General features: G+C 70.4%; 17 protein-coding genes and 1 pseudogene. 13 read left to right on the top strand and 5 right to left on the bottom strand.

All coding sequences use genetic code 11. The features are described 5' to 3' along the window. Positions 1-14: 14 nt before the first annotated feature. A complete protein-coding gene (locus tag AB0B61_RS05665; protein ID WP_358428492.1) occupies positions 15-1,064 on the bottom strand; it encodes an NADP-dependent oxidoreductase in 1,050 nt (349 codons plus the stop codon). A gap of 308 nt (positions 1,065-1,372) precedes the next feature. Here AB0B61_RS05665 and AB0B61_RS05660 point away from each other — a divergent pair, with 308 nt between their 5' ends. The 4 genes from AB0B61_RS05660 to AB0B61_RS05645 all read left to right on the top strand — a co-directional run bounded on the left by AB0B61_RS05660 (position 1,373) and on the right by AB0B61_RS05645 (position 9,559). Next, the gene (locus AB0B61_RS05660) at positions 1,373-2,893 is read left to right on the top strand and encodes a TIGR02677 family protein (protein ID WP_358428489.1); all 1,521 of its coding nucleotides are present in this window, start codon (positions 1,373-1,375) and stop codon (positions 2,891-2,893) included. Next, positions 2,890-4,032 (top strand): TIGR02678 family protein, encoded by a 1,143-nt coding sequence (locus AB0B61_RS05655; protein ID WP_358428486.1) that lies wholly within the window; start codon positions 2,890-2,892, stop codon positions 4,030-4,032. Before AB0B61_RS05660 ends, AB0B61_RS05655 begins: the two co-directional genes overlap by 4 nt. Continuing rightward, the gene (locus AB0B61_RS05650) at positions 4,032-8,141 is read left to right on the top strand and encodes a TIGR02680 family protein (protein WP_358428483.1); all 4,110 of its coding nucleotides are present in this window, start codon (positions 4,032-4,034) and stop codon (positions 8,139-8,141) included. Before AB0B61_RS05655 ends, AB0B61_RS05650 begins: the two co-directional genes overlap by 1 nt. Positions 8,142-8,227: 86 nt before the next feature. Then, on the top strand, positions 8,228-9,559 hold the full coding sequence (locus AB0B61_RS05645; protein ID WP_358428480.1) for a TIGR02679 family protein: 1,332 nt from the start codon (positions 8,228-8,230) through the stop codon (positions 9,557-9,559). Positions 9,560-10,068: 509 nt separating this feature from the next. On the opposite strand, the gene AB0B61_RS05640 is transcribed toward AB0B61_RS05645, so the two are convergent. Continuing rightward, positions 10,069-10,401, bottom strand: a complete 333-nt coding sequence (locus tag AB0B61_RS05640; RefSeq protein ID WP_358428477.1) for a Scr1 family TA system antitoxin-like transcriptional regulator — start codon at positions 10,399-10,401, stop codon at positions 10,069-10,071. A 63-nt stretch (positions 10,402-10,464) separates the two neighbouring features. Here AB0B61_RS05640 and AB0B61_RS05635 point away from each other — a divergent pair, with 63 nt between their 5' ends. From AB0B61_RS05635 to AB0B61_RS05625, 3 genes are all read left to right on the top strand, one after another. Further along, entirely contained in the window at positions 10,465-11,370 is a 906-nt protein-coding gene (locus tag AB0B61_RS05635; RefSeq protein WP_358428474.1) for a LysR family transcriptional regulator, read from the top strand. A 328-nt stretch (positions 11,371-11,698) separates the two neighbouring features. Next, positions 11,699-11,857 (top strand): hypothetical protein, encoded by a 159-nt coding sequence (locus tag AB0B61_RS05630; RefSeq protein WP_357956244.1) that lies wholly within the window; start codon positions 11,699-11,701, stop codon positions 11,855-11,857. Between the two features lie 135 nt (positions 11,858-11,992). Continuing rightward, the gene (locus AB0B61_RS05625) at positions 11,993-13,168 is read left to right on the top strand and encodes a mannonate dehydratase (protein ID WP_358428471.1); all 1,176 of its coding nucleotides are present in this window, start codon (positions 11,993-11,995) and stop codon (positions 13,166-13,168) included. 157 nt (positions 13,169-13,325) lie between these two features. Here the strand turns inward: AB0B61_RS05625 and AB0B61_RS05620 are convergent. After that, positions 13,326-13,508 (bottom strand): annotated as a pseudogene (locus AB0B61_RS05620) (hypothetical protein); the annotation flags it as partial. Between AB0B61_RS05620 and AB0B61_RS05615 the strand changes: the two are divergent. Continuing rightward, positions 13,436-13,657 carry a DUF4259 domain-containing protein gene (locus tag AB0B61_RS05615; RefSeq protein ID WP_358429323.1) on the top strand — a complete coding sequence of 74 codons (222 nt, stop codon included), beginning with the start codon at positions 13,436-13,438 and terminating at the stop codon, positions 13,655-13,657. The pseudogene AB0B61_RS05620 and the gene AB0B61_RS05615 overlap by 73 nt on opposite strands. Positions 13,658-13,737: 80 nt before the next feature. On the opposite strand, the gene AB0B61_RS05610 is transcribed toward AB0B61_RS05615, so the two are convergent. Then, entirely contained in the window at positions 13,738-14,400 is a 663-nt protein-coding gene (locus tag AB0B61_RS05610; protein ID WP_358428468.1) for a DUF4097 family beta strand repeat-containing protein, read from the bottom strand. Between the two features lie 390 nt (positions 14,401-14,790). Then, positions 14,791-15,066: a hypothetical protein gene (locus tag AB0B61_RS05605; RefSeq protein WP_358428465.1), complete on the bottom strand. Its 276-nt coding sequence runs from the start codon at positions 15,064-15,066 to the stop codon at positions 14,791-14,793. Between the two features lie 90 nt (positions 15,067-15,156). Here AB0B61_RS05605 and AB0B61_RS05600 point away from each other — a divergent pair, with 90 nt between their 5' ends. The 5 genes from AB0B61_RS05600 to AB0B61_RS05580 are packed head-to-tail and all read left to right on the top strand — an operon-like array spanning position 15,157 to position 17,933. After that, positions 15,157-15,402, top strand: coding sequence for a DUF6461 domain-containing protein (locus AB0B61_RS05600; protein WP_358428462.1), 246 nt, complete (start codon positions 15,157-15,159; stop codon positions 15,400-15,402). Beyond that, positions 15,377-15,691: a hypothetical protein gene (locus AB0B61_RS05595; protein ID WP_358428459.1), complete on the top strand. Its 315-nt coding sequence runs from the start codon at positions 15,377-15,379 to the stop codon at positions 15,689-15,691. The genes AB0B61_RS05600 and AB0B61_RS05595 overlap by 26 nt, the downstream gene beginning before the upstream one ends. A 46-nt stretch (positions 15,692-15,737) precedes the next feature. Beyond that, a complete protein-coding gene (locus AB0B61_RS05590; protein ID WP_358428456.1) occupies positions 15,738-16,193 on the top strand; it encodes a MarR family transcriptional regulator in 456 nt (151 codons plus the stop codon). Next, complete coding sequence (locus AB0B61_RS05585) at positions 16,190-17,017, top strand: ATP-binding cassette domain-containing protein (protein WP_358428453.1); 828 nt, start codon at positions 16,190-16,192, stop codon at positions 17,015-17,017. Before AB0B61_RS05590 ends, AB0B61_RS05585 begins: the two co-directional genes overlap by 4 nt. Continuing rightward, entirely contained in the window at positions 16,977-17,933 is a 957-nt protein-coding gene (locus tag AB0B61_RS05580; protein WP_358428450.1) for an ABC transporter permease, read from the top strand. The genes AB0B61_RS05585 and AB0B61_RS05580 overlap by 41 nt, the downstream gene beginning before the upstream one ends.

Here is a 17,933-nt window from a genome sequence, read left to right as displayed (position 1 = left end):
CGCACACGTCAAGGTCAACCTCCCAGCCGGACCACCGTCTTCCCGGTGTACACGCCGTTCATGAGATCGAGGAGGGCCTGCGGCGCGTTGGCCAGCCCATCGATCACCGTCTCGTCGTAGACGATCGCGTCCTCGCGCAGCCAGGTGCGGAACTGCGCGCCGAACTCCGGAGCGCGCTCAAGGTGATCGCCCACGGTGAAGCCGCGGATGGTGAGGCGTTTGCCGAGGACGCCGAGCAGGTCGCCGGGCCCGTCGTCGGGACCGGCCTTGCTCTGCCGGTTGAGGGCTCCGCATACGGCGATGCGGCCATGCGGGTTCATGACCTCGATCGCCGCGCGCAACTGCTCGCCGCCCACGTTGTCGAAATAGATGTCGATGCCTTCGGGCGCGGCCTCGCGCAGCCGGTCGGTGATCGGGCCGTCGTGGTAGTCGAAGGCCGCGTCGAATCCGAGTTTTCCGGTCAGATAGTCGACCTTGTCCCGCGAGCCGGCACTGCCGATCACTCGGGCCGCTCCCTTGAGCCGGGCGATCTGGCCGGCCATGCTCCCGGTCGCCCCCGCCGCGCTGGAGACGAAGACGGTGTCACCGGACCGTAGCTCGGCGGCATCCATGAGCCCGACGTAGGCGACCAGTCCGAAGCCCAGGTAGGTGGAGGGCGTCGGGTAGGCATCCCGGTCGACCCGGCGGAACAGCCCAGCCTGCGCCACGGCGTACTCGCGCCAGCCGAACCGGTGCATCACCAGGTCGCCTTCGTTCAGTGACGGATCCGCGGAAGCGACTACCTCACCGATGGCGTCGCCGTACATCACCTCACCGACCTCGTAGCGGGGCATCGGCAGGCCGGACTCGCCCGCGATCAGCATGAGCATGCCGGGGTCGAGCGACATGAACAGATTGCGGACCAGCACCTGTCCCGGTGCGGGATCGGGAACGGCGACCTCGGTGATCGCGAAGTCACCGGAAGCGGGCAGGCCCTCAGGCCGTGCGACAAGCCGGGCCTCCAGCCCGGTGCGGGAGGTGCCGGAGCGGTCGGAGAATGTTGTGTTCTTCGAAGATGCGTTCATGCCGACGACGCTAAGGATTGACCCATGCGTGAAGGTCAAGCCGTCCAGCCGATGACGGCCCAGAGACGTACCCGGGAACTCCAAGCGGGGTCCTGGGCATGAGATCGAGGGCATCGAGGAAGGCAGAACCGCGCCCACGGTCGCACTGCTTCGGCTCCTCGCCGCTGCTCTGGACGCGGATGTCCAGCTCACTTCCGGGCACGATCTCGGCTCCCCGCGGTTCGAGGCTCCTGCGGCCTGATCAGAGAGACGCGACCGACAGCGGAAATCCCCGTTCGACGCGGAGGACATGAGGGACACTTGACCTCATGTCCTCGCCGACCCAGGAGCCTCAGCCTTTCGCGCACCTGAGTGCGCCGAACGCCGCCCTCTACCGGGACGTGCTGCGGACCTTCGTCAGCGCCAAAGAGCGGTTCATCGTGCACCTGCGGCCCGAAGACGTGGCCGTCGAGCTGCGGCGCGACAGTGACGAGCAGCTGGCCGGCGCGCTGGACAAGCTCGTGGAGTGGGGCAATCTACGCGCCGACGCCGACACCGGCCGGGTGACGACGGTCGAGGAGTTTCACCGCAAACGCCTGCTGTTCCAGCTGACCCCGGCCGGTCAGGCCGCCGAGCAGGCCATCGCGTTCTACGAGGAGGCGATCGGCCGGCGTGGCTCGCTGCAGTCGGTGGCGCTGGCCGACATCGCCGAGCAGTTGCGGTCGCTGGCCCTGCTCGCCGGGGAGGACGTGCCCGACCCCGCCAGGGTCCACCTGCTGCTGCTGTCCCTGGCCGAGCGGTTCTCCTCGCTGGCTGACAACGCGCAGGCGTTCATGGCGTCACTGCGGCGGGCCATCGACTTCTCCGACGGCGACGTGGACGGGTTCGTCGCCTACAAGGAGCGGCTGATCGACTACATCAACCGGTTCATCGCCGACCTGGCCAACTCGGGGGCGCGCATCGCGGCGCTGCTCGTCGAGCTGGAAGGCAACGGTCACGAGCGGCTGCTGGTGCTGGCCGCCCGGCGCGAGGCCGCCGACGCCGTGCCGGACGGCGAGGACCAAGACCGAGCCCAGGAGAAGGCGCTCGGCTCGTGGCGGAACCGCTGGCGCGGGCTGACGGACTGGTTCGTCTCCCAGGACGCCGGTCATCCTTCTCAGGCCCGGCTGCTGCGGCAGGCGGCGGTGACCGCGATCAAGCAGCTCATCGACACGGTCGGGCTGCTCAACGAACGGCGGGCGGGCCGCTCCGACCGTACGGCCGACTTCCGTACGCTGGCCCGCTGGTTCGCCGAGGCGCCCGACGAGGCGTCGATGCACCGGCTGTGGCGGGCGGCGTTCGGGCTGACCTCGGCTCGGCACCTGAGCGTCACCGCGTCCACGCTGGACGAATGGCAGGACGTTCCGGCCGCCACGCCTTGGGCGCAGGCGCCGCCGATCAGGATCTCGCCACAGCTGCGCCGTACCGGCTCCTACGAGCGGCGGGGCAAGCCGAACAAGGTGGCCGACCGTACGCGGGCCCGCCGGTTGCTGCTGGAGCAGGCCGAACGCGAGGCGGCCGAGACCGCCGCGGCGCGGGCGCGGCTGCGCACGGACGGCCCGGTGCTGCTGTCGGAGCTGGACGTGCTGGACCCGCGCGCGTTCCGGCTCTTCCTGGGCCTGCTGGGCGACGCGCTGGCCGCGCGGCACCCGGACGACCTCGAGGTGAAGACCGTGACGAGCGACGGCTCTCTCGAGGTACGGCTGGCGCTGGTCCCCGGCGGCGGCCAGGTCGAGATCCGTACCGACGACGGCGTCCTGAGCGGGCCGGAGCACCTCGTCGAGATCACCGACCTGATGGTGGCGCCGTGACACCGGAGGAGGACCTGGCCCAGCGGCGTACGGCGCTGCGTGCCCTGCTGGCCGCCCCGCTGCTGCGCGATCCGGACAAGCTGGTGCTGGTCCGGCGCCACCTGAGCGAGCTGCGCGACTGGCTGACCCGTGAGACGGGCTGGCGGCTGGTCGTCGATTCCGAGAGCGCGCGACTGTTCAAGACGGCGCCGGACCCGTCCGACGCCACCCATCCGGCGCGCGGCCGGGCCGGCGAACCGTACGGAAGGCGGCGGTACGTGGTGCTCTGCCTGGCCTTGGCCATGCTGGAGCGGGCCGACGCGCAGACCACGCTCGGCGGACTGGCCGAAGAGGTGCTGAACGCGGCGGCCGAGCCGGAGCTGGACTTCGCCTTCACCCTGGACAGCCGCCAGGAGCGCGCCGACCTGGTGGCCGTGGTGCGCACGCTCATCGACTGGGGTGTCCTGCGCAAGGTCGCGGGCGACGAGGACGCCTACCTGTCGGCCACCGGCGACGTCCTGTACGACGTACGCAGGCCGGTGCTGGCCGCCCTGCTCACCGGCACCCGCGGCCCGTCCACGATCACCGCCGAGTCCTTCGGCGAGCGGATCGCGGAGCTGGCGGCCGAGCCGGTCGCCGATACCGATGACCTGCGCAACCAGGCGCTGCGCCGCCGTCTCACCCGGCGGCTCCTGGAGGATCCCGTCGTCTACTACACCGATCTGGACGAGGCCGAGCGCGTCTACCTGACCTCCCAGCGGCACGCGATCACCCGCCGGATCGAGGAGGCCACCGGCCTGGTCGCCGAGGTACGGGCCGAGGGCATCGCGATGGCCGATCCCGACGACGAGCTGACCGACGTACGGATGCCCGAGCAGCGTACCGACGGCCATGTCACGCTGCTGGTGGCCGAGCTGCTCGCCGAGCGCGGTGAGCAGAGCATGGAAGAGCTCAGAAGCTTCGTTCGGCAGGCCGCCCGCGAGCACACCTCCTTCTGGCGCAAGGGCGTGACCGAGCCGGGCGCCGAGGACGGCCTGCTGGCCACGGCGCTGGGCAAGCTGACCGCGCTGCGCCTGGCCGAAGTCCGCCACGACACGGTCGCCGGACTGCCGGCGATCGCCCGCTACGCGCTCGACGCCCCCGTCGTCAAAGGAACGTGATGCTCCCCGAGCCCACCTCAGAACGTTGGAAGCCGCTGCGCGCCGGCCTGGTCGACCTGTTCTACTACGACGTGGAGGAGTTCCACTTCCACGACGGGCGGCTGCTGCTGCGCGGCAACAACGGCACGGGCAAGTCCAAGGTGCTGGCCCTGACCCTGCCCTTCCTGCTGGACGGCGAATTGGCCCCGCACCGGGTCGAACCCGATGGCGACCGGCAGAAGCGGATGGAGTGGAACCTCCTGCTCGGCGGCAAGCACCCGCACGCCGAGCGGCTGGGCTACGCCTGGCTGGAGTTCGGCCGCCGCGCCGCCGACGGCACCCGCGAGTTCCATACGATCGGCTGCGGGCTCAAAGCGGTCAAGGACCGTGGCATCGTCCGGCACTGGTTCTTCGTCACGCCCCAGCGGCCCGGCCTCGACCTGCACCTGCTGTCCGCCACCGGAGTGGTGCTGACCAGGGAGAAGCTGCGCGAGGCGGTCGAGGGCCACGGCATGGTGTACGACCGGGCCGCCGACTACCGGCGGGCGGTGGACGAGGCGATGTTCGGCCTCGGCGAATACCGCTACGAGGCGCTGGTCAACCTGCTCATCCAGCTGCGCCAGCCCCAGCTGTCCAAGAAGCCGGACGAGAAGCTGCTGTCCAGGGCCCTCACCGAGGCGCTGCCGCCGCTCAGCCCCGCCCTCATCGCCACCGTCGCCGAGGCCTTCCGGGGCCTCGACGAGGAGCGCGACGCCCTGCGCGGTCTGGAGGAGGCGCGTGCCGCCGCGTCCGCGTTCCTCACCCATTACCGCCGATACGCCACCATCGCCGCCAAGCGCAAGGCGGCGGGCCCCCGCCTGGCGCACAGCCGGTACGAGCACCTGGGCCGCGATCTGGCCGAGGCGGAGACCCGGCAGAGCGCGGCGGAGACCAGGCTGGAGGAGCTCGACGACCTGCTCTCGGACCTGGCCACCCGCCAGAACCAGCTGGAGGCCCGCCGCAACGCCCTCCAGGAGAGCCCGGAGATGCGCTCCGCCGAGCGGCTCAAGCAGGCGGGCGAGGAGGCCCGTCGGCTGGCCGAGCACGCGGGCCGCGCCGACCGTGATCGCGACCGCCTGACCGGGCAGGTCGACAAGATGCGCGGGCGGGCGGACACGACCCGGCTCAAGGCCGACCAGGCGGCGGCCGGGCTGACGGCCGCCCAGGAGCGGACGGCGCGGGCGGCTCGCCAGGCCAGACTGCCCGGCGAGCCACGCGGGGCTACGTTGCCCGGCGAGCCACGGGAAGCCGGGTTGCCCGGCGAGCCGCTGGACCGGCAGGCCGCCGAGGCGCTCGCTACTCGGCAGGAACACGCTGTGGCCGAGCTCGAACGGCTGCTCCACGCCGTCGCCCAGGCCGAGGCCCGGCTGGCCGCGGCCCGCACGGAGGTGGACCGGCTGACGGGCGAGCTGCAGGCGTCGGCCGTACGCATCGCCGCCGCGGAAGAGGCCACGGCCACCAGGATCACCGAGCTGGTCCAGGCGTACACGCTCTACCTGGCCGGACTGACCGAGCTGCGGCTGGCGGACCCCGACGGCGTGCTCGCCGCGCTGGCCGGCTGGGCGAACACCGCAGACGGCGCCAATCCGGCGGAAGCCGCCGTCAACGACGCCGTACGCGCCGCCACCGCCGCACTCGGCCGCCGTGGTGCCGAGCTGGACGCGGCGCTGGTCGCGGCGCGCCGGCAGGCCCGGGAGCTGGGGGAGGAGATCGTCAGGCTGGAGGCGGGCGGTCACGACGCCCCGCCCGTGCCGCACACCCGTGGCACCGCCCGCGATGGCCGCCCGGGCGCACCCTTGTGGCGGGCCGTGGACTTCGCCGACGCGGTGCCCGCCGAGCATCGGGCCGGGCTGGAGGCCGCGCTGGAAGCGGCGGGCATCCTCGACGCCTGGCTGACCCCCGCCGGAACCCTCCTGGCCGAGGACGACACGACCATCGTGGCGGGGGCGCCGGTGTCCGGTCCGTCCTGCGCCGTCGTGCTGCGTCCCGCCGTGGACCGGGCCGACCCGGGGGCCGCCGCGCTGCCGGACGCCGCCGTGGAGGCCGTACTGGCGGCGATCGGGCTGGGGCCGGGAGCGGCGACGTGGGTCGCGGTCGACGGGCGGTGGGGCAACGGGGTGCTGGCCGGGTCCTGGCACAAGGCCAGCGCCGACTACATCGGCGAAGGCGCGCGGGAAGCGGCCCGGCGGGCCAGGCTGACCGCGCTCCGGGCCGAACTCGCCGAGGTCGACGGGCAGATCACCGCGCTGGGCGACGAACTGGCCGCGCTGGCCGTACGCCAGGATGACCTGGCCGCCGAGCAGCGGGCGTTGCCGCCGGACGCGGCCGTCCGTGAGGCGCACGTCAAGCTGGCGGCCGAGCACGAGCGGCGCGGCCAGCTGGCGACCGAGCACGGCGTGGCCGAGCGGCTGGCGCAGGACCGGCAGGGTGAGCTGGGCGTCGCGCGGGAACGGGCGGCGGAGTTCGCGGGCGACGTCGGCCTGCCCGTCGTCGCCGGGGAGCTGGCCGAGGTCAAGGCGGGCCTGGCCGCGTACCGGCTGGCGCTGGCCGAGCTCTGGCCCGCCGTGCGGGCGGCGCGGACGGCCGAGGAGGCCGCGCGGGAGGCCACCGACGATCTCGCGCAGGCCCGCGAATCGCTCACGGAGGCGGCCGTGGTGGCGGCCGAGGCGCGCGAGCAGGAACAGGCCGCCGCCGAGACCTACCGGGAGCTGACCGCGACGGCCGGTGCCGCTGTCGAAGAGCTGTTCCGCCGTCTCGAAGAGGTACGGCTCCAGCTGCGCGAGCGGGCGAAACAGGAGCAGCAGGCGCGAGCCGACCAGCAGCAGGCGCTGACCGAGCGGGGCCGGGCCGAGGCCACCAGCGCGAGCCTGCGCCGCCAGATCAAGGAGGCGGCCGACACGCGCGACGACGAGGTACGCGAGTTCCGCGCGTTCGCCGCGACCGGGCTGATGCGGGTCGCGCTGCCCGAGCTCGACATTCCCGACCCGGCCGCCGAATGGGCGGCCACTCCTGCCGTGCATCTGGCCAGGGCTGTCAACGCCTCGCTTGAGAGCGTCGACGACGATGAGGGTCCCTGGGATCGGGTGCAGAAGAAGGTCGCGGAAGAGCACAAACTGCTCTCCGACGCCATGGCCAGGCACGGCCACTCGGTCGGGCTGACCCTGCGCGAAGGCGTCATGGTGGTGGACGTGCACTTCCAGGGCCGTACCCGGGAAGTGCCCGGCCTGGTGGCGGCGCTGGGCGAGGAGACCGAGCACCGCGCCCGGCTGCTGTCGGCCAAGGAGCGCGAGATCCTGGAGAACCACCTGCTCAACGAGGTCGCCGGCACCCTTCAGGAGCTGATCACCGCGGCCGAGGCCGAGGTGCGCGAGATGAACGCCGAGCTGGCCGCCCGCCCCACGTCCACCGGAATGCGCCTGCGCCTGCTGTGGAAGCAGGCCAGGAACGCCCCGGAAGGGCTCGACCGGGTACGCGACAAACTCCGGCAGATCGTCGACGCGTGGTCGCTGGAGGATCGAGCGGCGGTCGGGGCGTTCTTGCAGGAGCGGATCGCCCGCGAGCACGCCGACAACCCGGCGGCGGGCTGGAGCGAGGCGCTGACCAGGGCGCTGGACTATCGGACTTGGCACGAGTTCGCGATCCAGCGGCTCCAGGACGGGCAGTGGCGGCCGGCCACCGGGCCTGCGTCCGGTGGTGAGCGGGTGCTGGCCGCGTCCGTTCCGTTGTTCGCCGCCGCGTCGGCGCACTACAAGTCGGCGGGGAATCCGTACACGCCGCGGTTGGTGGCGCTGGATGAGGCGTTCGCCGGGGTGGATGATGATTCGCGGGCCAAGTGCTTGGGGTTGCTGGCCACGTTCGACATGGATGTGGTGATGACCAGTGAACGTGAGTGGGGTTGTTATCCGTCGGTGCCGGGGCTGGCGATCTGCCAGCTGACCAGGCGTGACGGTATCGACGCCGTTCTGGTGACGCCGTGGCGGTGGGACGGGCGTGAGCGGACACGGGCCGAACGGCCGCAGGCGATGGCCGCTGCCGTCGCCGATCCCGGGACTGAGCCCGCCTCCGCTGCCGTACAGGACAGCCTGCTTTGACGGGCGGGGTGACGGACGGAGATGCGGCGGGCCGGGGTTTGACCGGCAATGGTTTGACCGGCGGCGGTTGGACTGGCGAGGAGCGGTTGCGACCACTGTCGGGCGGCGAGGAGCGGTTGCGGCGGCTGTTGGGGGGTGAGGAGATCGCGTGGCTCGTCGACCGCGCCCGGCAGCGGCTCGAACGCGGCCGGCCGCTCACGGGCACGGTCACCCTCGGCACCGCCTCCGCGGCGCAGCGCCGCGCGGCCGAACTGCTGCTCGGCCGCCGCGCGGGGGCCGGCGCCTCGCTGTCGGTCTCCCTGGAGGAGGTGGACCGGGTCCTGCGCACCAGCGGCGCCGCCCCCGAAGGGCTCCATGAGGCGGTGGTACGGCTCCGCGGCCCCCTGCGAGACCTGGCCGGGGAACGGGAGGCGTCGGCGTCGGCCTGGCGGGCGGCGTACGGGAACCTCGACGTCGCGACGGCCGCCCGCCCCGAACTGGCCGGATGGCGGGCCTGGCTGGAGTCCACCGGCCTGGTCAGGCGCCTCGCTCCGGACCCGGGTCAGGCACGGCCCTTGCTCGACCAGCTGGCCCGGGTGGTGGCGCGGCTGCCGTCACCCGGTCTGCCCATCGGCCGCCTAGCCGCGCAGACCGCCGGTGACGCGCACGCCCTCGACGAGGGGAGGCCACTGGGGACACTGGCGCTGTCGGCGGCCAAGGCGCTCACCGGCCGGGCCTACCCCGGCGAAGGCGGCGCGGACGCGCGCCGCGCCGCTTGGGCGGCCGTCGGCGTACACCTTGACGACCTGTCCTCGCTGGTGCTCTGCCTCGGCCTGCCGGGAGACGATCGGACGCCGACCGGGCGCATGCTCGCGGCGGCCCGCGCCGCGGGCGAGCCCTGCGTACTGACCCTGCGCCAGCTGCGTCGCCACGATGCGCCCCTGTCCTCTGCCGGGCTGGTGCGGATCTGCGAGAACCCCGTCGTGGTGGCGGCCGCCGCCGACGAACTGGGACCGTCCTGCCCGCCGCTGGTCTGCGGGGGAGGCCGGCCGTCGGCGGCCGTCTGGCGGCTGCTCGACCTGCTGGCGGAGGGTGGCGGGCGGTTCGCGTACCACGGAGACTTCGACTGGGGTGGCGTCGCCATCGCGGCCGCCGTCCACGACCGGTACGGCTTCGAGCCCTGGCGTTTCGACACCGCCGCCTACGAGGCGGCCCTCTCTCCGGCGGCGGCTGCCTCTCCGCATACGGTCTCCCAGGGGGCGGCATCTTCGGCAGCGGTCTCCCAGTCAGTGCTGACCGGACGGCCCTGTCCGACGCCGTGGGACCCCGCCCTGGCCGAGGCGATGGCACGCCACGCGGTGCGGGTGGAGGAGGAGCTCGTCCTGCCCGGCCTGCTCAGCGACCTGTCGCCTGGTCCCGGCGATCGAGGACCCGGTTAGGTGTGGGCGCGGCGGTATGCCTCCCAGATCTCGGGCCGGAGCCGCCCACGATCGGTCACGTCCATGCCCTGACCGCGTGCCCAGGCCCGGCGGGGGAAGCTGGCTCGGCGCGGGCAGGGAGGCCACTTCGTGGAAATGGACTCCGCCGGATATGTCACGGGCTTGGACAAGCGAACCATAAACTATCCCACCCGCCTCGTTGTACACAATTTCTGACAGCTTTCTCTTGGCTATCACGCCGTTTCGACACCAATCCATGCCTAGGCCCGGCTTCTGCGCCGTACAGACGGAGCGGTCCGGAATGCGGGCATCAGCTGCAACGATGACGGATGAAAAAACATGCTGCAATATGCCGAGGATTCATTTCGGGCATGATGCTCTGTATTCTGTCGCTGACATAGGCGGTGATATTGGCCTGCACCAGTCGGAACGCCCACAGGGTGACTACACGACACCGCAGCGAAACGGTCGCCCATCGGAGATTCGCGGTGCGGCCCTTACATACAGGCTCAAGGGGTGAGCCCCTCTTGATGGACGACGGGAGGATCTTCTTCGTCAGGAAGGTCGAGAACAGTGAACTCGCCGTCCAGCCCGGTATGACCGCCCGCGCCGAAAGGGATCAGATAGATCGTGATACGTGCCTCCGCCGGATGGCCTCGTCCAAGATCACGGTGACCTCGGGCTGCATGTCCTGGATCAGCAGCTGCTGACGGGTGATCCGTGCCTCGGCTCGCCGCTGGGTGGCCCGACCACGACCGGAGCTGTTCCTGAACGTCTCGACCGGACAGGGCCTCGGCATGATCCGTGAGGAACGATTGCGAGCCGCATCTGCGAGCGCGCACAGCCGGTGACTGCGTAAAATGCCCGTCCAACCCCGTTGGTGGATGGAGAGATACCTTCCCCGTATGATGTACACCTTTGAGCAACTCCGAGGCTTTGTCGCCGTAGCCGAGGAACTGCACTTTGGTCGGGCGGCCATGCGGCTTCGCATGACCCAGCCGCCGCTGAGTCGGCAGATCCGGAAACTCGAATCAGCCGTGGGCGTGCAACTGCTCGAACGCGACAACCGGCGCGTGGCGCTCACGCCGGCCGGTGAGGCATTCCTCGGCGAGGCTCGGCGCATTCTGGCCATCGCCGAAGCCGCGTCCGATCTGGCGCAGCGCGTCCACTTCGGCACCTGTGGCTTGATTCGGCTCGGCTTCACGGCCACAGCCACGTTCAGTGTCCTTGGCCGTATGCTCAACCAGCTCGAACACGAATTGCCGGACGTACAGATCGAACTGTTTGAAATGGTGACCCGCGAACAGGTCGCAGCTCTCGCCGGCGAGGACCTCGACCTCGGACTGGCACGCCCACCGTTCGACCCCGAGTTGTTTGATTCCCTCTTGGTGTATCGCGAGGCACTATTGCTGGCGGTGCCCGCCGGGCACCGGCTGACCCGACTCGATCGGCCCGCGCACGCCGACGACCTCGGCACAGAGCCGTTGATCTTCCACGGGCAGCAGCGAGCTCGCTACTTCTACGACCTGGTGGTCAGCACTGTGCCGCTGACCCAGGAACGAGTGGTGCACAGCGTGAGCCAGGTGCTCACCATGCTGTGGTTGGTGTCCGCCGGTCGTGGTATCGCCTTCGTTCCCGCATCCGCCGCCCGGAACAACGTCCCGGGGGTGGAGTACGTACCCCTGGCCAGTCGCCATCCCGAACCCGTCGAACTGCACCTACTCTGGTTGCGGCACTCGCGTAACCCAGCGCTCAGCCGGGTGCTGCACGCTCTGGGGACTGGTTGCCCCGATGGTCCGCCCACGCGGTGACCTTGGTGTTTACTGAGCGCCGCCGCCGATGATGCCATCACGGTATCAAGTGATACGGAAATGCTCTTGGACAAGCATCATCGATGCTCCTAGCGTGACGGCGTGGCGCTGACCCCCCTTCCGAACCGGCCAGCCGATTGACCACCGGCCTGCTCGCGTTCCCCGTGACCCACTTTGACGATCAACTCGGCGGCGACGACTCCGATACCGTGACCACCTCGCACGGCAGGCGGAACTCGCTATGGCTGGACCAGGTGTGGTTCGAATCGCCTCGCGTGGACCTGCGAACCCGCCCGGAGTGGGACCGGTCGAGTCGATCAGAACCGACGTGACCGAAGTGCTGCGAACGCAACGCTTCGACACGCGCGCCGAAGCCGAGGCGGTCGCCCGCTCCGTCCGCGCCGGCTGGACCTGTCGGGTCGACCTGACGCCATCGAGTGCCATCGCCATTCCCGACGACGGGTCACCGGTCTTCAGAGCCGGCTAGCACCCCTACCCGGCATAGACGCACATGAGACAACGCGGCGTCCTTCTCATCGGCCATCTCGTTGCACACCGGGGTTTCGTCATCACGCCTCGTCCGCACCCCCCAGAAGGGAAACCGCACATGGAATCGAGCAACGTGGATCGCAGAACACTGTTCCGCGCTGGCGCCGCGACGGCCGGGGCCGGCCTCGCGTCGATGATGGCCTCGTCAGACCCTGCCGCGGCAGCATCCGCCGACGCCCAGGAGTCGGGCAACACCGCCAAGCCCCGCATGGTGCTGGGCACCCAGAGGCGCTCGCCGTCTGAGGCCGTGCTCCAGGAGTTCAAGCGCCACGGCGTCGCCCGAGTGTGCGGCTACCCGGTGGACCCGCCCTACGACCAGAAGACCGGCGATCGCGGGTATTGGCTCGTGTCCGAAGTGGAGCAGGAGAAGGAGCGCATCGAGAGCCAGGGCCTGCAGATGGACATGGTCGCCCTGCCGTTCCTCGAATCATCATTGATCGACACCGACTTCCGTCCCGCGATCATGATGGGCAAGAGTCCTGAGCGGGACCGGGACATCGAGGACATTCAGCGGATGATCGAGGCCTGTGGCCGTGCCGGCGTCGGAACCATCAAATACAACATGAGCATCCTGGGTGTGATGACCACGGGTGAGGTGCCCGGCCGCGGGGGATCGAAGCTACGCCAGTTCCGTGCGAGCGACCTCGACCACACCTTGCCGGACACCATCGCGGGCAAGGTCGATCCGGACACGTTCTGGGAGCGCATCGACTACTTCCTCGAGCGGGTCGTCCCGGTGGCGGAGCAGTACAAGGTGCGTCTCGCCTGCCACCCCCAGGATCCGGGAACGCCGCCGGGCGGGTACCGCGGCGTGGTCGAGAACGTCCTCAGCGTCCCCGGCGGCAAGGGCCTGTTCACGTTCCTGGACCTGCGCCGCAATCGCTACCACGGCCTCAACCTCTGCTGCGGGACGCTGGCGGAGATGCTGTGGAACCCGAAGCGAGAGATCTACCCCATCGTCCAGAGGCTGGCCGCCACCAAGCGGGTGTTCAACATCCACCTGCGCAACATCAAGGGGCGGCGCAACGACTTCATCGAGACGTGGGGCGACGAGGGTGACATCGACCACGCGGAGATCATCAACATCCTGGCCGACGCGGGATACGACGGGGCGATCGACCCCGACCACGTACCTCCGAGTGACGCCGACCCATCGAAGTCGCAGGCATACGCGCAGGGGTACGGCTATATCCTCGGCATGATCGCGGCCGCCGAACACCGAGCAGCGCGACGGAACCCCCGAGAGTAGCCGTTCCGCGGCGTTGGCCACCGCAAGATCGCTGTTCCGGGGGCGGAACGTTGTAGCCGCAGGTTCCGCCCTCGGCGGTGAAAGCGGCGGCCTTGACTTCGGGCACACCCGGGGTGGGGCCGCCGATCTGTCGGCGTGCGCGCAGGTCCCACAGCCTGATCGTGTTGTCCTCGCTGCCGCTGAGCAGCACGGGCGTGTCGCCAAGCGTCCCCGAGGCCAGCGTGGTGACCGGGCCTTGATGACCGGTCAGCTCGCCGTCCTCCCCGCCTGACAGGGTGCGCAGCAGCAACTTGCCGGGGCCCGAGTGGTCGTCCTCGGAGTTCGCGCCGATGGCGAGCACCGGACGGCCGGCCACCTGGGCGAGCGCTGGCCGTGCGGGCGTTGGACCGGGTGATGGGCGAGGACTCGGAGTGGCTGGCGCTCTGGGAGGAGAGCGGCTCCTCCCTGGAGGCCGTGACGGTCATAGAAGGCATTCGCGGTGCTCTCTAGAACGGCCCCGGTCCACATGGAGGGACCGGGGCCGTTCGTCGTCACCGGGCCTGGTCTGCCTCTCCTTGGGAGGCCGCGGGTCACAGGCTGCGGGCGGTGATGTCGCCGCTGGAGGTGGTGGCGTGGATGTCGAGTTCGGCGGTGCCGTCGTTCTTGAGGGTGTTGTTGATGCGGCCGTGGGTGGTACCGGCGTCCAGGGAGGCCGAGACGCCGGCGGCGGCGCTGATCGAGATGTCGCCGGACTGGGTGCGGAGCACGACCTTGCCGCCGGTGGCCTCGGCGATCCGGATGTCGCCCCGTGCGGTGCTGATCTCCGCGGCGCCGCCCAGCCGGCCGACCTCGACGTCGCCGTCGGTCGCGGTGAGGCGCAGGCTTGCGGTCTCCTCCAGCTTGATCTGGTGGTAGGCGCCTTCGAAGGAGACGTCGCCGAGGCGGCCGACGGTCCGCAGTTCGGCGCTGCCCGTCTTCGCCTCGACGCGGGAACCGGTGGGCAGCTGGACCGTCACCTCGACGGATCCGGTCGGGCCGAGGTACTGGTTCTTCGTCGCGGTCTCGATCCGCAGGACGCCGTCGGCGTATTCCACCGTGGTCTGCTCGGCGGCCTTGACGTCACGGCCCTTGGAGGCGTTGGCGGGCAGGACCTCAACCGTGGTGTCGGCCCGCTCAGAGGCGATGAACTGAACGCGCCCGGCGGGGATGTCCAGGACGGCGGTGATCGGGGCGAGGGTGTCGAACGTGTGCATCATGTGCTCCTTGTGCGGTGTTCTTTCGATGTCCACCATCGCTAACCGCTCTGATACCGGGCTGTCGCCGTCCTGACGCCGCCGCTGACATACGGCGGAGAGCAGCCAGCCGGGGCGCTCCGGGAATTGTCGCGGAAGACTGCAGCGTGAACGCCCGCGAAGGTGGCCGTACCGGAATGGAAACGACCGCAAGCGCAACTTGGATCTACTCGAGGCGTGAGATTGGCACGCATGGCAACCGGGGCACCCCTGATCCAGGGGTGCTCGCATTGCGTGGGATCCAGCCTGCCGAGGCTGCCACGGTGAGGGCGGCAGTAGGTGCTCACTCCAGGTCGTAAACGGTCACCGGGATGCCTTTTGTAACGAGCCAGTGGGCGATGAGCGGTTCGATCAGGTTCCTTCCTTGGTGAGGCGGATGCCGTGCTGGCCGATCATGTTCGCCACCCACAGAGACTGCTCGACCTGCACCAGCTGCGCCTGGCCCAGCTCGAATCCCGCACCTGAGCGGTGCCAGGCGCGGAACTCGGCCTCGGGTTCCGGCCAGCGGCGGGAGATGGCCAGGGCGAATCCACGGCCCCAGCCGCCGACGTCATTGCAAATGTGGCAGATGATGCGCGGCTCGTTGCCGGCTGGGTCGGTCGCGTCGCCCGTGAGATAGGTGATCACGGTCTGGACCTTAGGCAGGTAGACCGACAATTCCTGTCGGACATGCTTGGCAGGATCTCCAGCGTTGATCCCCGATGACGTGGAGACTTGATGAACGCCGACGACTACGCCTGGTTCGACGACCACGACGAAAGTCTGGCCATGGCCTTCTGCATCACGTTCGTTCGAGGGCTGACCCCGCAGGAGGCATTCGACCGGCTGGGCATCACCGTCCATCCGGAGGCGGGCATCGAGGACCTTCTCGACGAGGGGGCGGTCGCTGCGAGCGCGGTCGAGGGCGGCGTAGCATCCCTTCGACCTGATCACCTGCGTGCACGGGCTGCACTACATCGGTGACAAGCTCGGGTTACTTGCCAGGATCGGCACATGGCTCGCCGATGACGGACTGTTCATCGCGAACTTCGACGTTCGCGCCATCCGTCTGGAGGGCGGCGCGCCCGCGGGCCGCCGCCTCACCACGTCGCTGCGCTCGCAGGGCGTGACGTACGACGGCCGGACCCGGCGGATCGGCTGGACGGGGCGGCGTCTCATCGACCTGCCGTACCGCTACCGGGGGTCCGACGATCAAGCCGGTCCCAACTACACCGGCCAGCCCGCGGTCAACTCGTACTACGAATACCGCTGAGCTGGGGTCTTCCCATTAGCTCGTGAGCAGAGCTAATCTTTTTGGTATGAGCACAGCGGATCTACCCGACGCCCTCGTCGGTGTCCTGACCGGTATCCAGCGGCTCATCCGGCGTCGGCTGCGTCAGGGGATGACCGGGCCGCCGCTCCGTGGCGCCCAGGTCGAGTTGCTGCGGCTGGTCGGCGCCAACCCCGGCATCGGCGTCTCGGCGGCGGCCAAGGAGCTCTATCTGGCGGGAAACTCGGTGTCCACGCTGGTCAACCAGCTCACGGCCGCCGGGCTGCTGCGGCGCGAGATCGGTCATGACGACCGCCGCTCCGCCCGGCTGCTGCTCACCCCCGAGGCCGAGGCGCGGCTGCGGGCGTGGGAAGAGCGGCGGGCCGCGCTCGTACGCGAGCAGGTCGAACGGCTCAGTGAGGAAGACCGGGTCGCGCTGGCCGTCGCGCTTCCGGCGTTGCGCAGGCTGGCCGAAGGCCTGCAAGAGGAGGCGGAAATGATATGAGTGACGACAAGTCGGCCGTCGCCTGCACCGGCCTGCGCTACTCCTTCGGGCAGACCAGAGCCGTGGACGGCCTTGATCTGACGGTCGTCGCCGGTGAGGTGTTCGGTCTGCTCGGTCCCAACGGCGCGGGCAAGACCACTGCCATCCGCTGCGTGACCACACTGCTGCCCGTACCGTCCGGGATGGTGCGGGTGTTCGGGCACGACGCGGCCACCGAGCAGATGGCGGTACGCCGCCTGCTCGGCTACGTGCCCCAGCAACTGTCGGCGGACGCGAGCCTGACGGGGCGGGAGAACGTCTCCCTGTTCGCCCGCGTCTTCGACGTCCCCCGGCGTGAGCGGGCGGCCCGGGTCGAGCAGGCGCTGGAGGCGGTGGGGCTCGGCGACGCCGCCGACCGGATGGCCGCCACCTTCTCCGGCGGCATGGTACGCCGCCTCGAGCTCGCTCAGGCGCTGGTCAGCGCGCCGCGCCTGCTCATGCTCGACGAGCCGACGATCGGGCTCGACCCCATCGCCCGCACCAGCGTGTGGGAGCACATCATGGCGGTACGCGCCGCCACCGGGATGACCGTCCTGGTCACCACACACTACATGGACGAGGCCGACCAGTACTGCGACCGGGTCGCGCTCATGCACCAGGGACGCGTACGGGCGCTCGGCACACCGGAGCAGCTCACCGACGACCTGCGCGCCCGCCTCGGCGACGGCTCGGCCCCGACGCTGGAGGACGTCTTCCGTGACGTCGCCGGCAGCGGCCTCGGCGACGGAGGAGGGGAGTTCCGCGATGTCCGACGTACCCGCAACACCGCCACCCGCGTCGGCTGACACAGCCCGCGCCGACGCAGCCCGCGCCGACACAGCCCGCGCCGACACAGCCCGCGCCGACACAGTCGGCGCCGACCGGCCCGGCGCCGACCGGCCCGGCGCCGACAAAACCGGTTTCGATCTGCTGCTCGTTCCGCCGCGCGCCCGCACCGGGTGGCGGGTGCTGCCCGCCAGGGTCGCCGCGATGTGCGTGGTGGAGCTGCAGAAGCTGCGCCACGATCGCACCGAGCTGTACACCCGCGCCATCCAGCCCGCCCTCTGGCTGCTGATCTTCGGCGAGACCTTCACCCGCATCAAGGTGATCCCCACCGACGGCATCCCGTACCTGGACTATCTGGCCCCCGGGATCATCGCCCAGTCCACCATGTTCATCGCCATCTTCTACGGCATCCAGATCATCTGGGAACGCGACTCGGGCGTCCTGACCAAGCTCCTGGTCACGCCGACGCCGCGGGCCGCGCTGGTCACCGGCAAGGCGTTCGCCGCCGGGGTCAAGGCGATGATCCAGGCGGTGGTCGTGGTGCTCATCGCCGCGCTGCTGGGCGTGAGCATGACCTGGAACCCGGTCCGCCTGGCCGGGGTCATCGTCGCCGTACTGCTCGGCTCGGCGTTCTTCTCCTGCCTGTCGGTGACGATCGCCGGGATCGTGCTGACCCGCGACCGGCTGATGGGCATCGGGCAGGCCATCACGATGCCGCTGTTCTTCGCGTCGAACGCGCTCTACCCGACCACGGCCATGCCTGACTGGCTGCGGTACATCAGCGTGATCAACCCGCTCAGCTACCAGGTCGACGCGCTGCGCGGGCTGCTGCTCGGCATCCCCGCGAACCTGCCGCTGGACTTCGTGGTGCTGATCGCGGCCGCGGCGCTCGGCATCACGGCGGCCTCCGGCCTGCTGGGGCGGCTGGCGCGGTAA

The sequence above is a fragment of the Nonomuraea sp. NPDC049158 genome (assembly GCF_040648335.1).
Taxonomy (GTDB): Bacteria; Actinomycetota; Actinomycetes; order Streptosporangiales; family Streptosporangiaceae; genus Nonomuraea.
This window is presented reverse-complemented; position numbering and strand designations above follow the sequence as displayed.

What these genes read in the sequence shown, in the direction of transcription:
- AB0B61_RS05580 (WP_358428450.1), top strand. Translation starts at nt 16,977, where the DNA reads ATGTCCGACGTACCCGCAACACCGCCACCCGCGTCGGCTGACACAGCC.
- AB0B61_RS05610 (WP_358428468.1), bottom strand. Translation starts at nt 14,400, where the DNA reads ATGCACACGTTCGACACCCTCGCCCCGATCACCGCCGTCCTGGACATC.
- AB0B61_RS05585 (WP_358428453.1), top strand. Translation starts at nt 16,190, where the DNA reads ATGAGTGACGACAAGTCGGCCGTCGCCTGCACCGGCCTGCGCTACTCC.
- AB0B61_RS05665 (WP_358428492.1), bottom strand. Translation starts at nt 1,064, where the DNA reads ATGAACGCATCTTCGAAGAACACAACATTCTCCGACCGCTCCGGCACC.
- AB0B61_RS05650 (WP_358428483.1), top strand. Translation starts at nt 4,032, where the DNA reads ATGCTCCCCGAGCCCACCTCAGAACGTTGGAAGCCGCTGCGCGCCGGC.
- AB0B61_RS05660 (WP_358428489.1), top strand. Translation starts at nt 1,373, where the DNA reads ATGTCCTCGCCGACCCAGGAGCCTCAGCCTTTCGCGCACCTGAGTGCG.
- AB0B61_RS05600 (WP_358428462.1), top strand. Translation starts at nt 15,157, where the DNA reads ATGAACGCCGACGACTACGCCTGGTTCGACGACCACGACGAAAGTCTG.
- AB0B61_RS05635 (WP_358428474.1), top strand. Translation starts at nt 10,465, where the DNA reads ATGATGTACACCTTTGAGCAACTCCGAGGCTTTGTCGCCGTAGCCGAG.
- AB0B61_RS05590 (WP_358428456.1), top strand. Translation starts at nt 15,738, where the DNA reads ATGAGCACAGCGGATCTACCCGACGCCCTCGTCGGTGTCCTGACCGGT.